Source organism: Streptomyces sp. A01, assembly GCF_059026195.1.
Genome location: NZ_JBWLKN010000010.1, coordinates 39802 through 57267, shown reverse-complemented (window position 1 = coordinate 57267; position 17466 = coordinate 39802). Strand labels below are relative to the sequence as shown.

Genomic DNA, 17466 nt, shown 5'->3' with positions numbered 1-17466 from the left:
GCCGGCTTGGCGGCCCAGGCGGAAGAGACCTCCGGCAGCGACGACGCTGATAGATGCCGTACGCAATCTGCCGGAGGAGCAGTGGACGTTTCCTTGACCCTGTGGGTGCTGACCATTCTTGGTCTGTCCGCCCTGATCGCCATCGATTTCTTCATCGGTGGCCGCAAACCACACGAGGTCTCCCTCAAGGAGGCCGGAATCTGGACCGCCGTCTGGATCGCCCTCGCCGGGCTGTTCGGGCTCGGCCTGCTGATATTCGGGGGCGGTCAGCCGTCCGGTGAGTTCTTCGCGGGCTTCATCACCGAGAAGTCGCTGAGCGTCGACAACCTCTTCGTCTTCGTCCTGATCATGGCGAAGTTCGCGGTGCCGACGATCTACCAGCAGCGGGTGCTGATGGTGGGTGTGCTGATAGCCCTGGTGCTGCGCGCCGGGTTCATCGGCGCCGGAGCCGCGATCATCGCGAACTTCGCCTGGGTCTTCTACATCTTCGGCGCCTTCCTGATCTGGACGGCGTGGAAGCTCATCCAGGAGGCCCGTGCCGAGGAGGAGGAAGAGGAGTTCGAGGAGAACCGCTTCCTGAAGATGGTGGAGCGGCGCTTCCCCTCGACCGACAAGTACCACGGCACCAAGCTGTTCGTCGTCGAGAACGGCAAGCGGCTGATAACGCCGATGCTCATCGTCATGCTGGCCATCGGTACGACGGATGTCCTGTTCGCGCTGGACTCGATCCCGGCGATCTTCGGCCTGACCCAGGACCCGTACATCGTCTTCACCGCGAACGCCTTCGCCCTGATGGGTCTGCGCCAGCTGTACTTCCTCATCGGCGGACTGCTGAAGAAGCTGGTCCACCTGTCGTACGGGCTGTCGGTCATCCTCGGCTTCATCGGAGTGAAGCTGGTCCTGCACGCGCTGCACGAGTCCGGTGTGCACGTTCCGGAGATCAGCATCCCGGTCTCGCTCGGCGTCATCTGCGCGGTGCTCGTCATCACGACCATCACCAGCCTCGGCGCCAACAAGAAGCAGACCAAGGTGGACGCCGCGAAGAACGCCGCGGAGAAGGACAGCGTCGACGTCTGATCGGGCAGCCCGAAGGGGCGCACCGGGGAGTGGCATCCCTGGCGCGCCCCTTCGGTGCGTTCTCCGGTGCTATCCGGCCATGTGCCGCCGCGTCCGCGTAAGCGCTGCCGTCAAGAGCCTCGCCTACGGACAGGTCTGCTGCCTGGGGTTCGTCGTGCTACCAGCCGCGCTCGCGCCACTCGGCGAGGTGCGGGCGCTCGGCGCCGAGCGTGGTGTCGGCGCCGTGGCCGGGGTAGACCCAGGTCTCGTCCGGCAGCACGTCGAACAGCTTGCTCCGCACGTCGTTGATCAGGCTGGTGAAGGACCGCTCCTCGCCCCAGGTGTTCCCGACACCGCCGGGGAAGAGGCAGTCGCCGGTGAAGACGTGGGGATGGCCGTGCGCGTCGTCGTAGACCAGGGCGATGCTGCCCGGGGTGTGGCCGGCGAGATGGCGCGCGGTCAGCTCGACCCGGCCGACCCGGATCGTGTCGCCGTCGTCCACCAGGACATCGGTCGCCACCGGAATGCCCTCGGCGTCGAGCCGTCCCGCGTAGGTGCGGGCGCCGGTGGCCTCCACCACGGCGTCGAGCGCCTGCCAGTGGTCGCCGTGCTGGTGAGTGGTGACGACGGAAGCAGCGCCGTCGTCGCCGAGGAAGGCGAGCAGCCTTGAGGAGTCGTTGGCCGCGTCGATGAGCAGTTGCTCACCAGTGGCCCGGCAGCGCAGCAAATACGCGTTGTTGTTCATCGGGCCGACGGCGAGCTTCGAGATCATCAGGTCGGGCAGCTCGCGTACGTCGGCGGGTCCGCCGACCTCCACCGTTCCGCTGTACGTCATGGTCTCAGCCTAGCGGCGGGAGGGCGGGCAGCGGAGCGTCAGACGACGTGGGGACCGAGTCGCCGCCGCGGCCGGTGAGCCAGCCGAGCAGTGCGACGGGCGTACCCTCGACAGTGGCCGGGTCGCCCTCGGCTCGTCCCGTGCGCCAGCTGCGGCCTCCGGGGGCGGTGAGGAGCAGCGGCGGCACGGCTGGGTGGCCGGAGAACTTCCCGTCGGCGAGGAACTCGATCTCCTGCTCGACGAAATCGGCGGGCAGATCCGTCAGCTGGTAGCCGATGTCCAGGTCAACGTGGTGCAGCTCGATCTCGACGAGCCGCCGGAACGGCAGCCGGGCGGCGCGTTCGGTCACGCCGTTGCGCATGGCGACCTCGAAGTCCCAGCGGTCCTTCGGTAGGGCGGCGGCCGCGGAATTGAAGCGGAAGGCGCTCGTGCGCAGATCGTCGAGGTGCACGGCCATGGGTCGGTCGGCGTCGCGCTCGATGTCCGCGTTGCGCGCGCCGTCATCGGGGTACATCGGGATTTCTTCGCCGGTGCGCGCCCACGTGAGGAGATTCACGAGGGCGTCGGCGTTGCGGGAGAGGTGCCCGAGGATGTGGCCCCGTGTCCAGCCGGGCAGCAGCGACGGACGGGCGGCCGCGTCATCGTCCAGCGAGGTCACCGCGGTCAGCAGTCGGTCGGTGGCTGCCTGGACGGCGGCCGCGTCGTGCGCGAAGTCGGTCATGATCCAAAGGTAGTGCTCGCCACCCGATCGGGTGAAGGTGGCAGAGTTTCTCCGTAATTCGAATGTGCGTGCTATAGGCTCGTTGATGGCATCGAAGTACGACGTCAAGGGAGCGCCCCCCATACCCTGGGTTTCCGGGGCACCGCTCCGCTCTGCCTCTCTCAAGAAAGGTGCCGACCGGCGTGGCCGACCGTCTCATCGTCCGTGGCGCTCGCGAGCACAATCTCAAGAATGTCTCGCTCGACCTCCCGCGTGACTCCCTCATCGTTTTCACCGGGCTCTCGGGGTCGGGTAAGTCCTCTCTCGCGTTTGACACGATCTTCGCCGAGGGGCAGCGCCGGTACGTCGAGTCGCTCTCCTCCTACGCCCGCCAGTTCCTGGGCCAGATGGACAAGCCCGATGTGGACTTCATCGAGGGCCTGTCTCCCGCGGTCTCCATCGACCAGAAGTCCACATCGCGCAACCCGCGCTCCACGGTCGGCACGATCACCGAGGTCTACGACTACCTCAGGCTCCTCTTCGCCCGGATCGGCAAGCCGCACTGCCCGGAGTGCGGCCGCCCGATCGCCCGCCAGTCGCCGCAGGCGATCGTGGACCGTGTGCTTGAGCTGCCCGAGGGCAGCCGCTTCCAGGTCTTGTCGCCACTGGCGCGGGAGCGCAAGGGAGAGTTCGTCGACCTCTTCAGCGACCTGCAGACCAAGGGGTACAGCCGGGCCCGGGTGGACGGGACGACGATCCAGCTCTCCGACCCGCCCACGCTCAAGAAGCAGGAGAAGCACACCATCGAGGTGGTGGTCGACCGCCTCACCGTGAAGGACAGCGCCAAGCGGCGGCTGACCGACTCGGTGGAGACGGCCCTCGGCCTCTCCGGCGGCATGGTCATCCTCGACTTCGTGGACCTCGAAGAGGACGACCCGCAGCGCGAGCGGATGTTCTCGGAGCACCTTTACTGCCCGTACGACGACCTGTCCTTCGAGGAGCTGGAGCCGCGCTCCTTCTCCTTCAACTCTCCCTTCGGCGCCTGCCCGGACTGCTCCGGCATCGGCACCCGCATGGAGGTCGACCCGGAGCTGATCGTCCCGGACGAGGACAAGTCCCTGGACGAGGGGGCGGTCCACCCCTGGTCCCACGGCCACACCAAGGACTACTTCGGCCGCCTGGTGGGAGCGCTCGCCGACGCGCTCGGCTTCCGTACGGACATCCCCTGGGCCGGGCTCCCGCAGCGGGCCAAGAAGGCCCTGCTCAACGGGCACCGGACGCAGATCGAGGTCCGCTACCGCAACCGCTACGGACGCGAGCGCGCCTACACCACCGCGTTCGAGGGCGCGGTGCCCTTCGTCAAGCGGCGGCATTCGGAGGCGGAGAGCGACACCAGCCGGGAGCGCTTCGAGGGCTACATGCGCGAGGTGCCGTGCCCGACCTGTGAGGGCACCAGGCTCAAGCCGATCGTCCTCGCTGTGACCGTGCAGAGCCGGTCCATCGCGGAGATCGCCGCGATGTCGATCAGCGAGTGCGCCGACTTCCTGCGTGACCTCAAGCTCAGCGCGCGGGAGAAGAAGATCGCCGAGCGGGTGCTCAAGGAGGTCAACGAGCGGCTGCGGTTCCTCGTGGACGTAGGCCTGGACTACCTCTCGCTCAACCGGGCGGCGGGCACGCTCTCCGGTGGTGAGGCGCAGCGCATCCGGCTCGCCACCCAGATCGGCTCCGGCCTCGTCGGCGTGCTCTATGTCCTCGACGAGCCGTCCATCGGCCTGCACCAGCGCGACAACCACCGGCTCATCGAGACCCTGGTGCGCCTCCGCGACCTCGGCAACACCCTCATCGTGGTGGAGCACGACGAGGACACCATCAAGGCCTCGGACTGGGTGGTGGACATCGGCCCCGGAGCGGGCGAGCACGGCGGCAAGGTGGTGCACAGCGGCTCGCTGGCGGAGCTGCTCCGTAACGACGACTCGATCACCGGGCAGTATCTGGCGGGCAAGCGGGCCATCGCGACACCGGTGGACCGCCGCCCGGTCGACGCCGAGCGCCAGCTGACCGTCCATGGCGCGCGGGAGAACAACCTCCAGGACATCGATGTGTCCTTCCCCCTGGGTGTGCTGACCGCCGTCACCGGCGTGTCGGGTTCGGGCAAGTCGACGCTGGTCAACGACATCCTGTACACCCACCTCGCGCGAGAGCTGAACGGTGCGCGGTCCGTGCCCGGGCGGCACACCCGGGTCGAAGGCGACGACCTCGTCGACAAGGTCGTGCATGTGGACCAGTCGCCGATCGGCCGTACGCCGCGCTCCAACCCGGCGACGTACACCGGCGTCTTCGACCATGTCCGCAAGCTCTTCGCGGAGACGATGGAGGCCAAGGTCCGTGGCTATCTGCCCGGCCGGTTCTCGTTCAACGTCAAGGGCGGCCGCTGTGAGAACTGCTCCGGCGACGGCACGATCAAGATCGAGATGAACTTCCTGCCGGATGTGTACGTGCCGTGCGAGGTCTGCCACGGCGCGCGGTACAACCGGGAGACCCTTGAGGTGCACTACAAGGGCAAGTCCATTGCCGAGGTGCTGGACATGCCCATCGAGGAGGGCCTGGAGTTCTTCGAGGCCGTGCCCGCCATCGCCCGCCATCTGCGGACGCTCAACGAGGTCGGGCTCGGCTATGTGCGGCTCGGACAGTCCGCGCCGACCCTCTCCGGTGGTGAGGCGCAGCGCGTCAAGCTCTCCAGCGAGCTGCAGAAGCGCTCGACGGGCCGCACGGTGTACGTGCTGGACGAGCCGACCACCGGCCTGCACTTCGAGGACATCAGCAAGTTGATCAAGGTGCTGTCCGGTCTGGTCGACAAGGGCAACACCGTGATCGTCATCGAGCACAACCTCGATGTCATCAAGACGGCTGACTGGGTCGTGGACATGGGTCCGGAAGGCGGCAGCGGCGGCGGTCTGGTCGTCGCCGAGGGAACCCCGGAGCAGGTGGCGTCGGTCTCGACCAGCCACACGGGCAAGTTCCTCCGGGACCTGCTGGGCGACCGGGTCAGCGACGCCGGGTCGCCTCCGACGCGGAAGAGGGCCGTGAAGAAGACGGCCGCGAAGGTGGCCATCGCGGCCGGAGCGACCGGGAAGACCACCGCGAAGCAGGCCATAGCCACCAAGAAGGCCCCGGCCGCGAAGAAGCCCGCGAAGTCCGCCACGGGGAAGGCGGCCACCACGAAGAGGACCGTGGCGAAGAAGGCCACGCGCACGCGCGGCGCGTAAGCGGTCCTGCCCAGCCGCCGGCCCCAGGTCAGGCGACCACGCCACGGTCGTCGCGGGACCGGCACCCGACACCGGGACGGCGGCATGGGTCCAGGGCCGGCGGCAGTCGCCGCCGACGGGCTCCAAGAGACGAGACCCGTCCGGCGGCGGGCGGCGAGGGGCGTCGGGGGAGCCCCGCCGGGCGCCAGGGGGCCGGGCGCCAGGATGCAAGGGCGCGTACCGGTCAGGCGAGCTCCGCTGCGTAGGGCGGTTCGGCGCCCGGCCGGGAGCAGGTGAGGGCGGCAGCGCGGGCTGCGAAGCACAGGATGTCGCGCCAGGTGTCGGTGCTGAGCCGTGCCAACGCGTCGCTGGACAGCGCGTCGTGAGAGGCGAGCCGGTGCAGCAGAGCGGCATTGACGGTGTCGCCTGCGCCGATGGTGTCCACCACATCGACCGGGGCGCCAGGCACCCGGACGTCCCCGCCTGCCCGCGTGTGGACGCTGAGCCCGTCCCCGCCATGGGTGAGGACAACAGCCGCCGGGCCTGCCGCCAGCCAGTCGCCAACGGCGCCGCCCGCGTCGGACGAGCCGGCCAGCCAGGTCGCGTCCTCGACGGAGAGTTTCAGCAGGCTGACGTGCGGCAGCCAGCCACGGAAGCGGGCACGGTAGGCGTCCCCGTCCGGGATCAGCGCGGCCCGGATATTGGGATCTAGAGCGGTGAACACCCCCCGCGCGGCCTCCCGGCGCAACAGCGCCTCATACGCGCTGGCGCCCGGCTCCAGCACGAGTGAACACGTCCCCAGCGACAGGGCGGTCGTCCCCGGCGGCAGGGCGGCCGGAAGCTGGAAGAGCCGGTCCGCGGTGCCCTCGACGTAGAAGACGTACCCGGCCGAGCCGTCGCCGCCGACCTCGGCCACCGCCAGCGTGGTGGGCTGCGGGCCGCGCTGCACCAGCGAGGTGTCCACCCCGGCGGCACGCAGCCCTTCGAGCAGGGTCGCCCCGAAGCCGTCCGAGGAGACCCGGGAGCAGAACGCGGTGGGTGAGCCCAGCCGCCCCAGGGCGACGGCGGTGTTGTACGGGCCGCCGCCGCGCCGGGGCACCAGCAGGGGCAGCTCTCCCTGGGTGGCCGGCGTCCCCGTCCCGCCCGGGATCAGGTCGATCAGGGCTTCTCCGGCAACGACGATCATGAGTGGGAGTCCTCTCCTGCAAGGGGGCGCGTCCCTGGCTGCGGATCGGGACGCTTCAGGGGTGTGGGTGGGGCGCGTGTGGAAGGCCGGGTGTGTGGGGGGACGGGGGCCGCCACACGGGCTGGGCGGCGCTGCTGGAAGGCGGGATCGGCGCGTCGCAAGGGGCGGACGAGTGGGTGGTGGCGAGGGCGGTGGCTGGGGCGTCCGTGGAGGCGCTGGTGGGTGGGCAGCCGCAGGACGTGCGGTGGGCGAAGGAGCACGGCAGCCGCACGGTCCGGGGCGGTCGGCCGGGAGCGTCCAGCCGGTCGAGCAGCAGGCGTACGGCGGTGGCGCCGAGCTCCAGGCACGGCTGGGCGATGGCCGTGAGCCGCGGCTGGAAGAGGTCCGCCCAGGTGAAGTCGTCGAAGCAGGCCAGGGCGATGTCGCGCGGGACAGCGAGGCCGAGTTCGCGCAGGGCGCTCAGGGCGCCGATGGTCATGGCGTTGTTCGCCGTGATGAGCGCGGTGGGGGGAGCGGAGTGCGACAGCAGCCGTCCGGTGGCCAGCCGGGCGCCCTCCGCCTGGGAGTTGCCGTCCGCTACGAGAGAGGGGTCGAACGCCAGGTCCCGGCGCCGTAGTCCGGCGCGGTAGCCCGCCATCCGCTCGGTGGTGGTGCTCAGTCCCGCCAGTCCGGAGACCAGTCCGATCCGGGTGTGGCCGAGGCCGGCGAGGTGCAGGACGAGCTCTTCCATGGGCCCGGCGTTCTCCGAGCAGACCTGGTCGTACACCTGGTCGTACGCGGGAGGGCCCGGCTCCGCCGCGGCCGAGGGGGCGCCCGCCGCGTCCGCCGCGCCGCTCACACCGCCCGCGCCGTCCACCAGCCGGTCGATGAACACGGCCGGGACCCGGTGCCGCGACAGATAGCCGATCACGCCGCCGGGGTCGGCGGACGGCGCGACGATCACGCCGTCCACCCGCCGCTCGTGCAGAAGCTGTACCGCCTGGCGTTCGCGTACCGGGTCGTCGTGCGGGTCGGCGATCAGCAGGCCGTAGCCGTGCCGCATGGCGTTGGTCTCCACGCCCCGCAGGATCTCGGTGAAGTACGGGTTGCTGACGGCGGACACGGCGAGGCCGATCGAGCGGGTGCGGGAGGTCACCAGGGAGCGGGCGAGGGTGTTGTGGGTGTAGCCCAGCGCGTCGATGGCTCGCAGTACCGCTTCACGGGTGGCGGGGCGTACCGGGCGGGTCGCGTTCAGGACATGCGAGACGGTGGCGATGGAGACACCGGCGTGCCTCGCCACGTCGTGCATGGTCGCCATCGGTGTCCCTCTCCGGTTCTTGAAGAGTCTCTGGTGAGTCCCTGTTGAGCCGTCACCCACGCGGTGGCACGTCCGGAGCCCTCGGTCCGCGGCACCGGCTCCGGCCGCCTCGTCCGGCGTCGGTGCCGACAGTGGGCGGGGCAGGAACGTACCGCACGCGATCACCCCGCGTAAACGTTTACGCAAGCGTTTACGCACTCGCTGGGCCAGGTATCGTCGGGGGGCGAACGGTCCGTGATCACCTGTGTCCCGTGGAGTCACCATGAGCTGCCAGCCCGCGAGTCGTCGTACCGTCCTGCGAGGGGCGGCGCTGGCCGGTGCGGCGGGGCTCGGCGTGGCCGCCTGCTCGGCGGGGGAGCGCCGCCCGGGGTCGCCGACGCCCACCGCGCCCGTCGAGCTCGGCGCGCCGACCGAGGTCCCGGTCGGGGGAGCGAAGCTCTACCGCGACGACCGGCTGCTGGTCGCGCAGCCGGTGAAGGGCGAGTTCAGGGCTTTCAGCGCGGTGTGCACACACTCGGGGTGCACCCTGAGGAAGATCGAGGACGGGAAGGCCCACTGTCCTTGCCACAAGAGCCAGTTCGATCCGGCGACCGGCAAGGTGCTGGACGGCCCGGCTGGGGCGCCGCTGCCCTCGGTGCCGGTGCGGACGGAGGGCGGCAAGCTCGTGGCGGGCCCCAAGGCGTAGCGCGCCGGGCGCCCCCGCTCACCCGTCCCGGACGGGCCGGGCCGGCCGGGCTCCGCGGCCCGGGGCTCCCGCTGCCAGCCTCTCCCGGTCGGCGGCTCGCGCGGTGGCCTGGCGGGACTACGTCCAGTCCCAGCCGATGCCGAGTATGCCGGGGCGTACGCCCTGCTCGGTGAGGTGCACGGTGCGGTGCTGGCCGCTCAGTGTGAGTTCCCGCTGTCCGCTGCGCGGGGCACCGGCCGAGCCCTGGGCGAAGCGGTGGCAGCGGACCGGCAGGGCCGCCGGGTCGAACCGCACCTGGAGGACATACTGCCCGCCCGCGTACGTGAAGCCCCTGACGTATTCGGTGCTCTCGCCCGCGGTGCCGTCCTCGACGACGTAGCCGAAGACGTAGGTGTCCCCGGCGCGCAGCCGGGCGTCGAAGAGCAGTTCCGTGACGAGGACGCCGGTGCCCGTGTGCCAGCGCATCCTGCCGACCCGGCAGTTGTCCGTCGCCCGCACCCGCATCAGGCTGGGCTCGCAGCCGCTGTCGCCGTGGTGGATGGAGAGGTAGCGGTCCACGCCGTCCCGGTGGGCGCGGACCACCTGCTGCGACTCACGCGCGCGCAGTTCGCGCTTGGGCCCGATCTGGACGCGCTCCAGGTGGCAGACGGTGTGCAGGCCGCCGTCGACCGGCGAGCCGAGGTCGGCGATCAACTGCGCCAGCGCGCCGGACTGTTCGAGCAGTGAGCGGAGGGAGCGGGAGACGGGGCGTTCGGTCTCTGGCCGCAGGGCCGGTTCGAGCAGCCGGGTCAGTGAGTGCGCGGGCAGTTCCAGCACCTCTTCCAGAGCCCGTACGGCGCGTAGCGACTCGGGCCTGCGCGGCGTACGGGCGCCCTGCTGCCAGTAGCTGAGGCTGGTGACGCCGACCTTGACGCCGCGCTGGGCGAGCCGGTGCTGGACCCGGTGCAGGGCGAGGCCGCGCGCGGTGAGTGCGGCGCGCAGCGCCAGCGGGAAGGGACCGGTGCTCAGCGCCTGGGCCAATTCGGCTTCGGCCGTGGCCGACTGCGCGGTGGTGTGTCTCATCGCATGCCTCCCCTGAGTGAGCTCAGGACGGATATTCACACACCGATGTTCACGAGTGAACGTTCACGAGCGGAACAGACCGCTTCGATGCTCGGGCTGCTGCTATCCAGCGAGGAGGGCACAAGGCGTTCACATGTGGTCCTGACCGTTCACATCGGTGTGTCATTCCGCATTGAAACGTGTTGACCGTACCCAGACAACACCCGATGCTCCTCCCAGCGTCCGGACGCGCTCCTCCACCCAACCCCCCGCCCCTGGGAGGAACGCCATGCCCCACTTCATACGACCACGCCGCTCGCGGCGACCGAACGGCAGACGGCTGTCCGTCGCGGCGCTCGCCTTGGCCGCGCTGTTCGCGGCCCCCGCGGCGACGGCCACGGCCGCTCCCGATGACACCCGGAGTGCGCTGGGTGCCAACCGGCTGAACATCACCATGCAGGCGCAGCAGAAGAGCAACTGGTGCTGGGCCGCCGCGGGCAACACCATCGCCACCTGGATGGGCAAGAAGTACAGCCAGAACCAGTTCTGCAACGCGGCCTTCAACCGCCAGCAGGGCACCGAATGCCCCAACAACCAGGCGACGCTCGGCAATGTGCAGACGGGCCTGCGCTGGGCTGGGATATCCCCGGGTTCGTACGTCAGCGGCTGGCTGCAGTACGCCACCGTGCAGAATGAGATCAACGCGCAGCGCCCCATCGAGACCCGCATCCAGTGGTCCTCGGGCGGTGGGCACATGCACGTCATCTACGGCTATGACACGGCGAGCAGCTGGGTCTACTGGGGCGACCCGTGGCCGAACAACGACCGCTACAACTGGGCCTCGCACAACTGGTACGTGGACAACAACGAGTTCTCCTGGACCCACTCGCTCTACAAGATCGGAGCGTGAGGTCATGACCGCCAAGCACACTCCCCGGCAGACAGCCGCACTCACCTCCCGACGGTCCCGTGTACGGGCGGCGACCGTCACCGTCGCCGCCGTGGCCGCCACGCTGCTGGCGGGCGCGCCGCACGCGGCTGCCGCCGAGGCCCCCGCCGCCCCCAAGGCGCCCGCCGCGGCGAGCGTCGACGCGGCCCGTGACGCGAGCGCGGCACCCAGCACCCTGAACACCCTCTCGCGCTTCTTCGCCCGCGACGGCGCGGTCAGCAAGGCGAAGGCCGACCCGCGTATCGACGGCGCGACGGTGCCCGTCTACACCCTTTCCCGCGACTTCGTGGCCGACGCCTCGGGGAAGAGTGACGCGCCCATCGCCAAGCTGGAGTTCCTGGCCAGCAAGGCGGTGGCCACCGACGGCCAGGTGGCGTCGGTGTGGGCGGCGCGTACCGGCGGCAGCTGGAAGGTGGTCAACATCGCCACCGGCTCCGACGAGACGTACTACGCGGCCAAGGGCGCCAAGAAGCTGGGCGGCGGAACCGTCTTCCGCGAGCCGCAGATCGACGCCTGGTACGTGCAGCGCGGCGCCCGCGTCCTGCCGCTGGACTCCGACGCGACCCGCGCGATCGGCGCACGCGGCACGAGCGTGGACGCGTACCGCGAGCGGGTCAACAAGGCGTACGCGGACAAGCTGCCTGGCTCGGACTACGCCAAGAAGGGCCAGGCCGGCGGGTACGCCGAGAAGCCGGGAGGCTCAGCTCCCGCCGGGTCGCTGAGTGCCGAGGACGTCAGCGGGGACGCGCGGGACGGCGGCCGCCAGACCGCTGCCACCTCGCCTTCCGCCGACGAGGGTCTGCTGACGGGGACGTCCGCGCTCATCGCGCTCGCCGCGCTCACCGCTCTCGGCCTGTCCGGAGCGGCGGCCGTGCGGCTGCGGCGCCGCTGACCCGTGAAGTACTGAAGCCCACGGGGCTGCGGAGGCCGTAGAGGCTGCCGAGACCGTTGAGGCCAGAGGATGGGACCGGCCCCGGTGCGGAGACGCGCCGGGGCCGGTCGGCGTACGGACGGCTACGCACCGTCGCGACGCTTCGCGTGCGGCGGCGGACGTGCTGGTGGCGAGGCGGGACGGGGCGCGCGCCGGTGGCCGGACGGCGCGCTCCGGGCCGGGCCTGGCACGCCGCAGCGGCCGGACTGTCACCCCCCGCCAGTAGGGTGGTGACCATGGCCGACCCCAGCAGTTACCGACCCAAGCCGGGACAGATCCCCGACTCGCCCGGGGTCTACAAGTTCCGGGACCAGCACGCCCGGGTGATCTATGTAGGAAAGGCGAAGAGCCTGCGCCAGCGGCTCTCGTCGTACTTCCAGGACCTGGCGAACCTCCATCCGCGTACCCGCACCATGGTCACCACGGCCGCCGCCGTCGAGTGGACCGTCGTCTCCACCGAAGTGGAGGCGCTCCAGCTGGAGTACGCGTGGATCAAGGAGTTCGACCCGCGGTTCAACGTCAAATACCGCGACGACAAGAGCTATCCGTCACTGGCCGTCACGCTGAACGAGGAGTTCCCCCGCGTCCAGGTGATGCGCGGCCCCAAGCGGAAAGGCGTGCGCTACTTCGGCCCGTACGCGCACGCGTGGGCGATCCGCGAGACGGTCGACCTGATGCTGCGGGTCTTCCCCGTACGGACGTGCTCGGCCGGGGTGTTCAAGCGCTCCGCCCAGATCGGCCGCCCCTGCCTGCTGGGATACATCGGCAAGTGCTCCGCCCCGTGTGTGGGCCGGGTGACGGCCGAGGAACACCGGGAACTCGCCGACGAGTTCTGCGACTTCATGGCGGGCCGGACCGGCGCGTACATCCGGCGTCTGGAGCGGCAGATGCAGGAGGCCGCCGAAGAGATGGAATACGAGAAGGCGGGCAGGCTCCGCGATGACATAGCGGCGCTCAAGAGCGCCATGGAGAAGAACGCCGTCGTCCTCGCCGACGCCACCGACGCCGACCTGATCGCGGTCGCCGAGGACGAGCTGGAGGCCGCCGTGCAGATCTTCCATGTCCGGGGCGGGCGGGTGCGCGGCCAGCGCGGCTGGGTCACCGACAAGGTCGAGGCCGTGGACACCGCCGGGCTCGTCGAGCACGCCCTTCAGCAGCTGTACGGGGAGGAGCGAGGCGACGCCGTGCCCAAGGAGGTGCTGGTCCCAGTCCTCCCCGACGACACCGACGCGGTCACCCAGTGGCTCACCGAGCGGCGCGGGGCGAACGTCTCCCTGCGGATACCGCAGCGCGGCGACAAGAAGGACCTGATGGCGACCGTCGCGCGCAACGCCCAGCAGGCCCTGGTGCTGCACAAGACCAAGCGCGCCTCCGACCTGACCACCCGGTCCAGGGCGCTGGAGGAGATCGCTGAGGCGCTGGGTCTTGAGACGGCTCCGCTGCGCGTCGAGTGTTTCGACATCTCCCACCTGCAGGGAGACGACGTGGTGGCCTCGATGGTGGTCTTCGAGGACGGACTGCCGCGCAAGAGCGAGTACCGCCGGTTCCAGATCAAGTCCTTCGAGGGCCAGGACGACGTCCGGTCGATGCACGAGGTGATCGGCCGCCGCTTCCGCCGCTATGTGCAGGAGAAGCAGCGGACGGGCGAGTGGGGTGAGGAAGGAGACGCCGGGGAGACGCAGGAGACCGGTCCGCCCGGGCGGACAGCGGACTCCGGCCCGGAGTCCGGCCCCGCCCCGGAGCCGGTGGACCCCGCCCGTGAGGACGATGGCAGGCCGCGCCGCTTCGCCTACCCGCCGCAGCTCGTCGTCGTGGACGGCGGGCAGCCGCAGGTCGCCGCCGCCCAGCGGGCCCTCGACGAGCTGGGCATAGACGACGTCGCCGTCTGCGGGCTCGCCAAGCGCCTCGAAGAGGTCTGGCTGCCCCGCGAGGACGACCCCGTCGTGCTGCCCCGCAGCAGCGAGGGGCTGTATCTGCTGCAGCGCGTCCGTGACGAGGCACACCGCTTCGCGATCTCCTACCAGCGCACCAAGCGGGCGGCGAGCTTCAAGGCCGGACCGCTGGACGCGGTGCCCGGGCTGGGGGACACCCGCAAGCGGGCCCTCCTCAAGCACTTCGGATCGCTCAAACGACTGCGCGCCGCGACGGTCGACCAGATCTGCGAGGTCCCCGGCATCGGCCGCAAGACGGCCGAGACGGTCGCCGGGGCCCTCGCACAGGCGGCTCCGGCCGCTCCGGCGGTGAATACCGCCACAGGAGAGATCATGGAGGATGACGCCGCTTCCACGGCGGCATCATCGGAACGGGGGCAGTAACGATGAATGAGATCGATGGAGATGAAGCACAGGTGAGTACGGGCACGACGGGAGAGGCCACCGAAGCGGCGGCCATCCCCGAGCTGGTGATCATCTCTGGGATGTCGGGGGCGGGCCGCAGCACCGCCGCGAAGTGCCTGGAGGATCTTGGCTGGTTCGTCGTGGACAACCTGCCGCCCGCCCTGATCCCCACCATGGTGGATCTCGGGGCTCGCTCGCAGGGCAATGTGGCGCGTATCGCGGTCGTCGTGGACGTCCGTGGCCGCCGCTTCTTCGACAACCTCCGCGAGTCCTTCGCCGATCTCCAGGCCAAGCACGTCAAGCGCCGTGTGCTGTTCCTTGAGGCGTCCGACGACGCGCTGGTGCGCCGCTTCGAGTCGGTCCGCCGCCCGCATCCGCTCCAGGGCGACGGCCGGATCGTCGACGGCATCGCCGCCGAGCGGGACCTGCTCCGCGAGTTGCGAGGCGACGCCGACCTGGTGATCGACACCTCCAGCCTCAACGTGCACGAGCTGCGCGCCAAGATGGACGCCCAGTTCGCGGGCGACGAGGAGCCGGAGCTGCGGGCGACGGTGATGTCGTTCGGCTATAAGTACGGGCTGCCCGTTGACGCCGACCTGGTGGTGGACTGCCGCTTCCTCCCCAACCCGCACTGGGTGCCGGAGCTGCGGCCGTTCACCGGACTCAACGAGGAGGTCTCCGGCTACGTCTTCAACCAGCCGGGCGCCAAGGAGTTCCTCGACCGGTACGCCGAGCTGCTACAGCTCATCGCCACCGGTTACCGGCGCGAGGGCAAGCGCTACGTGACCATCGCCGTCGGCTGTACGGGCGGCAAGCACCGCAGCGTGGCGATGTCGGAGAAGCTGGCCGCCAGGCTCGCGGCGGAGGGCGTGGAGACCGTCATCGTGCACCGGGACATGGGGCGCGAGTGACGATCCGTTCCCGGCGGTTCCGGCGTCTGGTCGGAGCCCGTACCACCCGTGGCGCACAGCCCAAGGTCGTCGCCCTCGGCGGCGGCCGGGGGCTGTCCGCCTCGCTCGCCGCGCTGCGCCGCATCACCGGCGACCTGACCGCCGTCGTCACCGTCGCCGACGACGGCGGCTCCAGCGGCCGGCTGCGGGACGAGCTGGGCGTGCTGCCCCCCGGTGACCTGCGTAAGGCCCTGGCCGCGCTGTGCGGCGACGACGACTGGGGACAGACCTGGGCGCGCGTCATCCAGCACCGCTTCGCGAGCGAGGGCGAGCTGCACGGCCACGCCGTGGGCAACCTGCTCATCGTCGCCCTGTGGGAACAGCTGGGCGACCACGTGAAGGCGCTGGAGTGGGTCGGCAGGCTCCTGGGGGCGCATGGCAGGGTGCTGCCCATGTCGGCCGTTCCGCTGGAGCTCCAGGCGCTCGTACGGGGCCACGACCCGGCGCTTCCGGAGGAGATCTCCACCGTGCGCGGGCAGGCCACCGTCGCGCTCACCCGGGGCGAGGTGCAGTCCGTGCACCTGGTTCCCAACGACCCGCCCGCCGTGCCCGAGGCCGTGGCCGCGGTGCTCGACGCGGACTGGGTGGTGCTCGGGCCCGGCTCCTGGTTCTCCTCGGTGATACCGCATCTGCTCGTGCCGGAGCTGCTGGACGCGCTGATCGAGACCAAGGCCCGGCGGGTGCTGTCGTTGAACCTCGCACCACAGCCCGGCGAAACAGAAGGCTTCTCCCCGCAGCGTCATTTGGAGGTTTTGGCCCGACACGCCCCTAAACTCGCCCTGGACGTGGTGCTGGCCGACGAGGCCGCCGTGCCCGATCGCGACACCCTCCGGAAGGCCGCAGCGCGGCTCGGCGGCACGGTCGAGCTGGCGCCTGTGGCCGCGCCTGGGTGCCTTCCCCCGCAGGACACCGGGGAAGGCTCAGCCAGGCACGACCCAGAGCTGTTGGCCGCCGCGTATGACCGTATTTTTCGGATGCATGGAAGGATCGGCCCATGGCGATGACGGCAGCGGTGAAGGATGAGATCTCCCGGCTTCCCGTCACCCGGACCTGCTGCCGGAAGGCGGAGGTCTCGGCGATCCTGCGGTTCGCGGGCGGGTTGCACCTGGTCAGCGGGCGCATCGTGATCGAAGCGGAGCTGGACACCGGGATCGCCGCCCGCCGGGTGCGCAAGGACATCCTGGAGATCTTCGGGCACGCCTCCGACCTGGTGGTCATGGCGCCTGGCGGGCTGCGCAGAGGCAGCAGGTACGTGGTGCGGGTCGTGGCGGGCGGTGACCAGCTGGCGCGGCAGACGGGCCTGGTCGACGGCCGCGGCCGCCCGATCCGGGGCCTGCCCCCGCAGGTGGTCTCCGGCGCGACGTGCGACGCCGAGGCCGCCTGGCGCGGCGCCTTCCTCGCGCACGGCTCGCTCACCGAGCCCGGACGCTCGTCCTCCCTTGAGGTGACCTGTCCGGGACCCGAGGCCGCGCTCGCGCTCGTCGGCGCCGCCCGCAGGCTGCAGATCGCCGCGAAGGCGCGCGAGGTGCGCGGCGTGGACCGGGTGGTCGTCAGGGACGGGGACGCCATCGGCGCGCTGCTGACCCGGCTCGGCGCCCATGAGTCGGTGCTGGCCTGGGAGGAGCGCCGGATGCGGCGCGAGGTGCGGGCCACCGCCAACCGGCTCGCGAACTTCGACGACGCCAACCTGCGCCGCTCCGCGCGGGCCGCCGTCGCCGCGGGCGCGCGTGTGCAGCGTGCGCTGGAGATCCTCGGCGAGGAGGTGCCCGAGCACCTGGCCGCCGCGGGGAGGCTGCGCATGGATCACAAGCAGGCGTCGCTGGAGGAGCTGGGCGCGCTCGCCGACCCGCCGCTGACGAAGGACGCCGTCGCCGGCCGTATCCGCCGGTTGCTGGCCATGGCCGACAAGCGGGCCCAGGACCTCGGCCTGCCCGGCACGGAGTCGAATCTGGCCGACATGGGCGAGGAAATGGCCGACGGGCTGGTCGGCTGACGCGCCGGTCAACCAGCTGATGCGGCTGATCAGCCGCACGGCTGACGAACCGCCCTGGCGCTGACCGGCCAGTGTGCTTCCAGGCGCCCGCCGGACGCCATCCCGGACCCCCGCGCACGCACGTCGCGGCCCGCCCGGCAGCCCCTCGCACGAGCAGTGCCGACCGCCGCATAGTGGTCGCGGGACACCTGTGCTATGCCCCGCCCCGACTGTCGCCCAGCCCCCTGTCAATGTCACGTGCGTCTCGTGCAGGAGGTAGGGT

General features: G+C 70.7%; 14 protein-coding genes. 9 read left to right on the top strand and 5 right to left on the bottom strand.

The annotated features are described in order from the left end of the window. Nucleotides 1-81 precede the first annotated feature (81 nt). A complete protein-coding gene (locus tag AC5P1B_RS15625; RefSeq protein ID WP_493887724.1) occupies nucleotides 82-1077 on the top strand; it encodes a TerC family protein in 996 nt (331 codons plus the stop codon). Between the two features lie 157 nt (nucleotides 1078-1234). Here AC5P1B_RS15625 and AC5P1B_RS15620 read toward each other — a convergent pair whose 3' ends face one another. Continuing rightward, complete coding sequence (locus tag AC5P1B_RS15620) at nucleotides 1235-1891, bottom strand: MBL fold metallo-hydrolase (protein ID WP_493887723.1); 657 nt, start codon at nucleotides 1889-1891, stop codon at nucleotides 1235-1237. A gap of 4 nt (nucleotides 1892-1895) precedes the next feature. Continuing rightward, nucleotides 1896-2612 carry a maleylpyruvate isomerase family mycothiol-dependent enzyme gene (locus AC5P1B_RS15615; protein WP_493887721.1) on the bottom strand — a complete coding sequence of 239 codons (717 nt, stop codon included), beginning with the start codon at nucleotides 2610-2612 and terminating at the stop codon, nucleotides 1896-1898. 182 nt (nucleotides 2613-2794) lie between these two features. Here AC5P1B_RS15615 and uvrA point away from each other — a divergent pair, with 182 nt between their 5' ends. Then, complete coding sequence (gene uvrA / locus AC5P1B_RS15610) at nucleotides 2795-5857, top strand: excinuclease ABC subunit UvrA (protein WP_493887720.1); 3063 nt, start codon at nucleotides 2795-2797, stop codon at nucleotides 5855-5857. 223 nt (nucleotides 5858-6080) lie between these two features. On the opposite strand, the gene AC5P1B_RS15605 is transcribed toward uvrA, so the two are convergent. Both AC5P1B_RS15605 and AC5P1B_RS15600 read right to left on the bottom strand, forming a co-directional pair. Continuing rightward, nucleotides 6081-7022 carry a carbohydrate kinase family protein gene (locus AC5P1B_RS15605; protein WP_493887719.1) on the bottom strand — a complete coding sequence of 314 codons (942 nt, stop codon included), beginning with the start codon at nucleotides 7020-7022 and terminating at the stop codon, nucleotides 6081-6083. A 55-nt stretch (nucleotides 7023-7077) separates the two neighbouring features. Next, a complete protein-coding gene (locus AC5P1B_RS15600; RefSeq protein WP_493887717.1) occupies nucleotides 7078-8319 on the bottom strand; it encodes a LacI family DNA-binding transcriptional regulator in 1242 nt (413 codons plus the stop codon). Nucleotides 8320-8581: 262 nt separating this feature from the next. On the opposite strand from AC5P1B_RS15600, the gene AC5P1B_RS15595 reads away from it, so the two are divergent. Beyond that, entirely contained in the window at nucleotides 8582-9004 is a 423-nt protein-coding gene (locus AC5P1B_RS15595) for a Rieske (2Fe-2S) protein (RefSeq protein WP_493887716.1), read from the top strand. A gap of 117 nt (nucleotides 9005-9121) precedes the next feature. On the opposite strand, the gene AC5P1B_RS15590 is transcribed toward AC5P1B_RS15595, so the two are convergent. After that, on the bottom strand, nucleotides 9122-10066 hold the full coding sequence (locus tag AC5P1B_RS15590) for a hypothetical protein (protein WP_493887715.1): 945 nt from the start codon (nucleotides 10064-10066) through the stop codon (nucleotides 9122-9124). Nucleotides 10067-10334: 268 nt separating this feature from the next. Here AC5P1B_RS15590 and AC5P1B_RS15585 point away from each other — a divergent pair, with 268 nt between their 5' ends. The 6 genes from AC5P1B_RS15585 (at nucleotide 10335) to whiA (ending at nucleotide 17204) form a co-directional block, all read left to right on the top strand. Then, nucleotides 10335-10955, top strand: a complete 621-nt coding sequence (locus AC5P1B_RS15585) for a papain-like cysteine protease family protein (RefSeq protein WP_493887714.1) — start codon at nucleotides 10335-10337, stop codon at nucleotides 10953-10955. 4 nt (nucleotides 10956-10959) lie between these two features. Further along, on the top strand, nucleotides 10960-11886 hold the full coding sequence (locus tag AC5P1B_RS15580) for a hypothetical protein (protein ID WP_493887713.1): 927 nt from the start codon (nucleotides 10960-10962) through the stop codon (nucleotides 11884-11886). A 275-nt stretch (nucleotides 11887-12161) separates the two neighbouring features. Continuing rightward, the gene (uvrC, locus tag AC5P1B_RS15575; RefSeq protein WP_493887712.1) at nucleotides 12162-14240 is read left to right on the top strand and encodes an excinuclease ABC subunit UvrC; all 2079 of its coding nucleotides are present in this window, start codon (nucleotides 12162-12164) and stop codon (nucleotides 14238-14240) included. A gap of 2 nt (nucleotides 14241-14242) precedes the next feature. Beyond that, complete coding sequence (gene rapZ / locus AC5P1B_RS15570; RefSeq protein ID WP_493887711.1) at nucleotides 14243-15172, top strand: RNase adapter RapZ; 930 nt, start codon at nucleotides 14243-14245, stop codon at nucleotides 15170-15172. After that, nucleotides 15169-16215 carry a gluconeogenesis factor YvcK family protein gene (locus AC5P1B_RS15565; RefSeq protein ID WP_493887710.1) on the top strand — a complete coding sequence of 349 codons (1047 nt, stop codon included), beginning with the start codon at nucleotides 15169-15171 and terminating at the stop codon, nucleotides 16213-16215. Before rapZ ends, AC5P1B_RS15565 begins: the two co-directional genes overlap by 4 nt. Continuing rightward, nucleotides 16206-17204, top strand: coding sequence for a DNA-binding protein WhiA (gene whiA, locus AC5P1B_RS15560; protein WP_493887708.1), 999 nt, complete (start codon nucleotides 16206-16208; stop codon nucleotides 17202-17204). Before AC5P1B_RS15565 ends, whiA begins: the two co-directional genes overlap by 10 nt. Nucleotides 17205-17466: the final 262 nt, after the last annotated feature.

Excerpts from the sequence above, each read along its gene's own strand:
- AC5P1B_RS15620 (WP_493887723.1), bottom strand. The coding sequence starts at position 1,891 with ATGACGTACAGCGGAACGGTGGAGGTCGGCGGACCCGCCGACGTACGC.
- AC5P1B_RS15615 (WP_493887721.1), bottom strand. The coding sequence starts at position 2,612 with ATGACCGACTTCGCGCACGACGCGGCCGCCGTCCAGGCAGCCACCGAC.
- AC5P1B_RS15605 (WP_493887719.1), bottom strand. The coding sequence starts at position 7,022 with ATGATCGTCGTTGCCGGAGAAGCCCTGATCGACCTGATCCCGGGCGGG.
- AC5P1B_RS15600 (WP_493887717.1), bottom strand. The coding sequence starts at position 8,319 with ATGGCGACCATGCACGACGTGGCGAGGCACGCCGGTGTCTCCATCGCC.
- AC5P1B_RS15595 (WP_493887716.1), top strand. The coding sequence starts at position 8,582 with ATGAGCTGCCAGCCCGCGAGTCGTCGTACCGTCCTGCGAGGGGCGGCG.
- AC5P1B_RS15590 (WP_493887715.1), bottom strand. The coding sequence starts at position 10,066 with ATGAGACACACCACCGCGCAGTCGGCCACGGCCGAAGCCGAATTGGCC.
- AC5P1B_RS15585 (WP_493887714.1), top strand. The coding sequence starts at position 10,335 with ATGCCCCACTTCATACGACCACGCCGCTCGCGGCGACCGAACGGCAGA.
- AC5P1B_RS15580 (WP_493887713.1), top strand. The coding sequence starts at position 10,960 with ATGACCGCCAAGCACACTCCCCGGCAGACAGCCGCACTCACCTCCCGA.
- uvrC (WP_493887712.1), top strand. The coding sequence starts at position 12,162 with ATGGCCGACCCCAGCAGTTACCGACCCAAGCCGGGACAGATCCCCGAC.
- rapZ (WP_493887711.1), top strand. The coding sequence starts at position 14,243 with ATGAATGAGATCGATGGAGATGAAGCACAGGTGAGTACGGGCACGACG.
- whiA (WP_493887708.1), top strand. The coding sequence starts at position 16,206 with ATGGCGATGACGGCAGCGGTGAAGGATGAGATCTCCCGGCTTCCCGTC.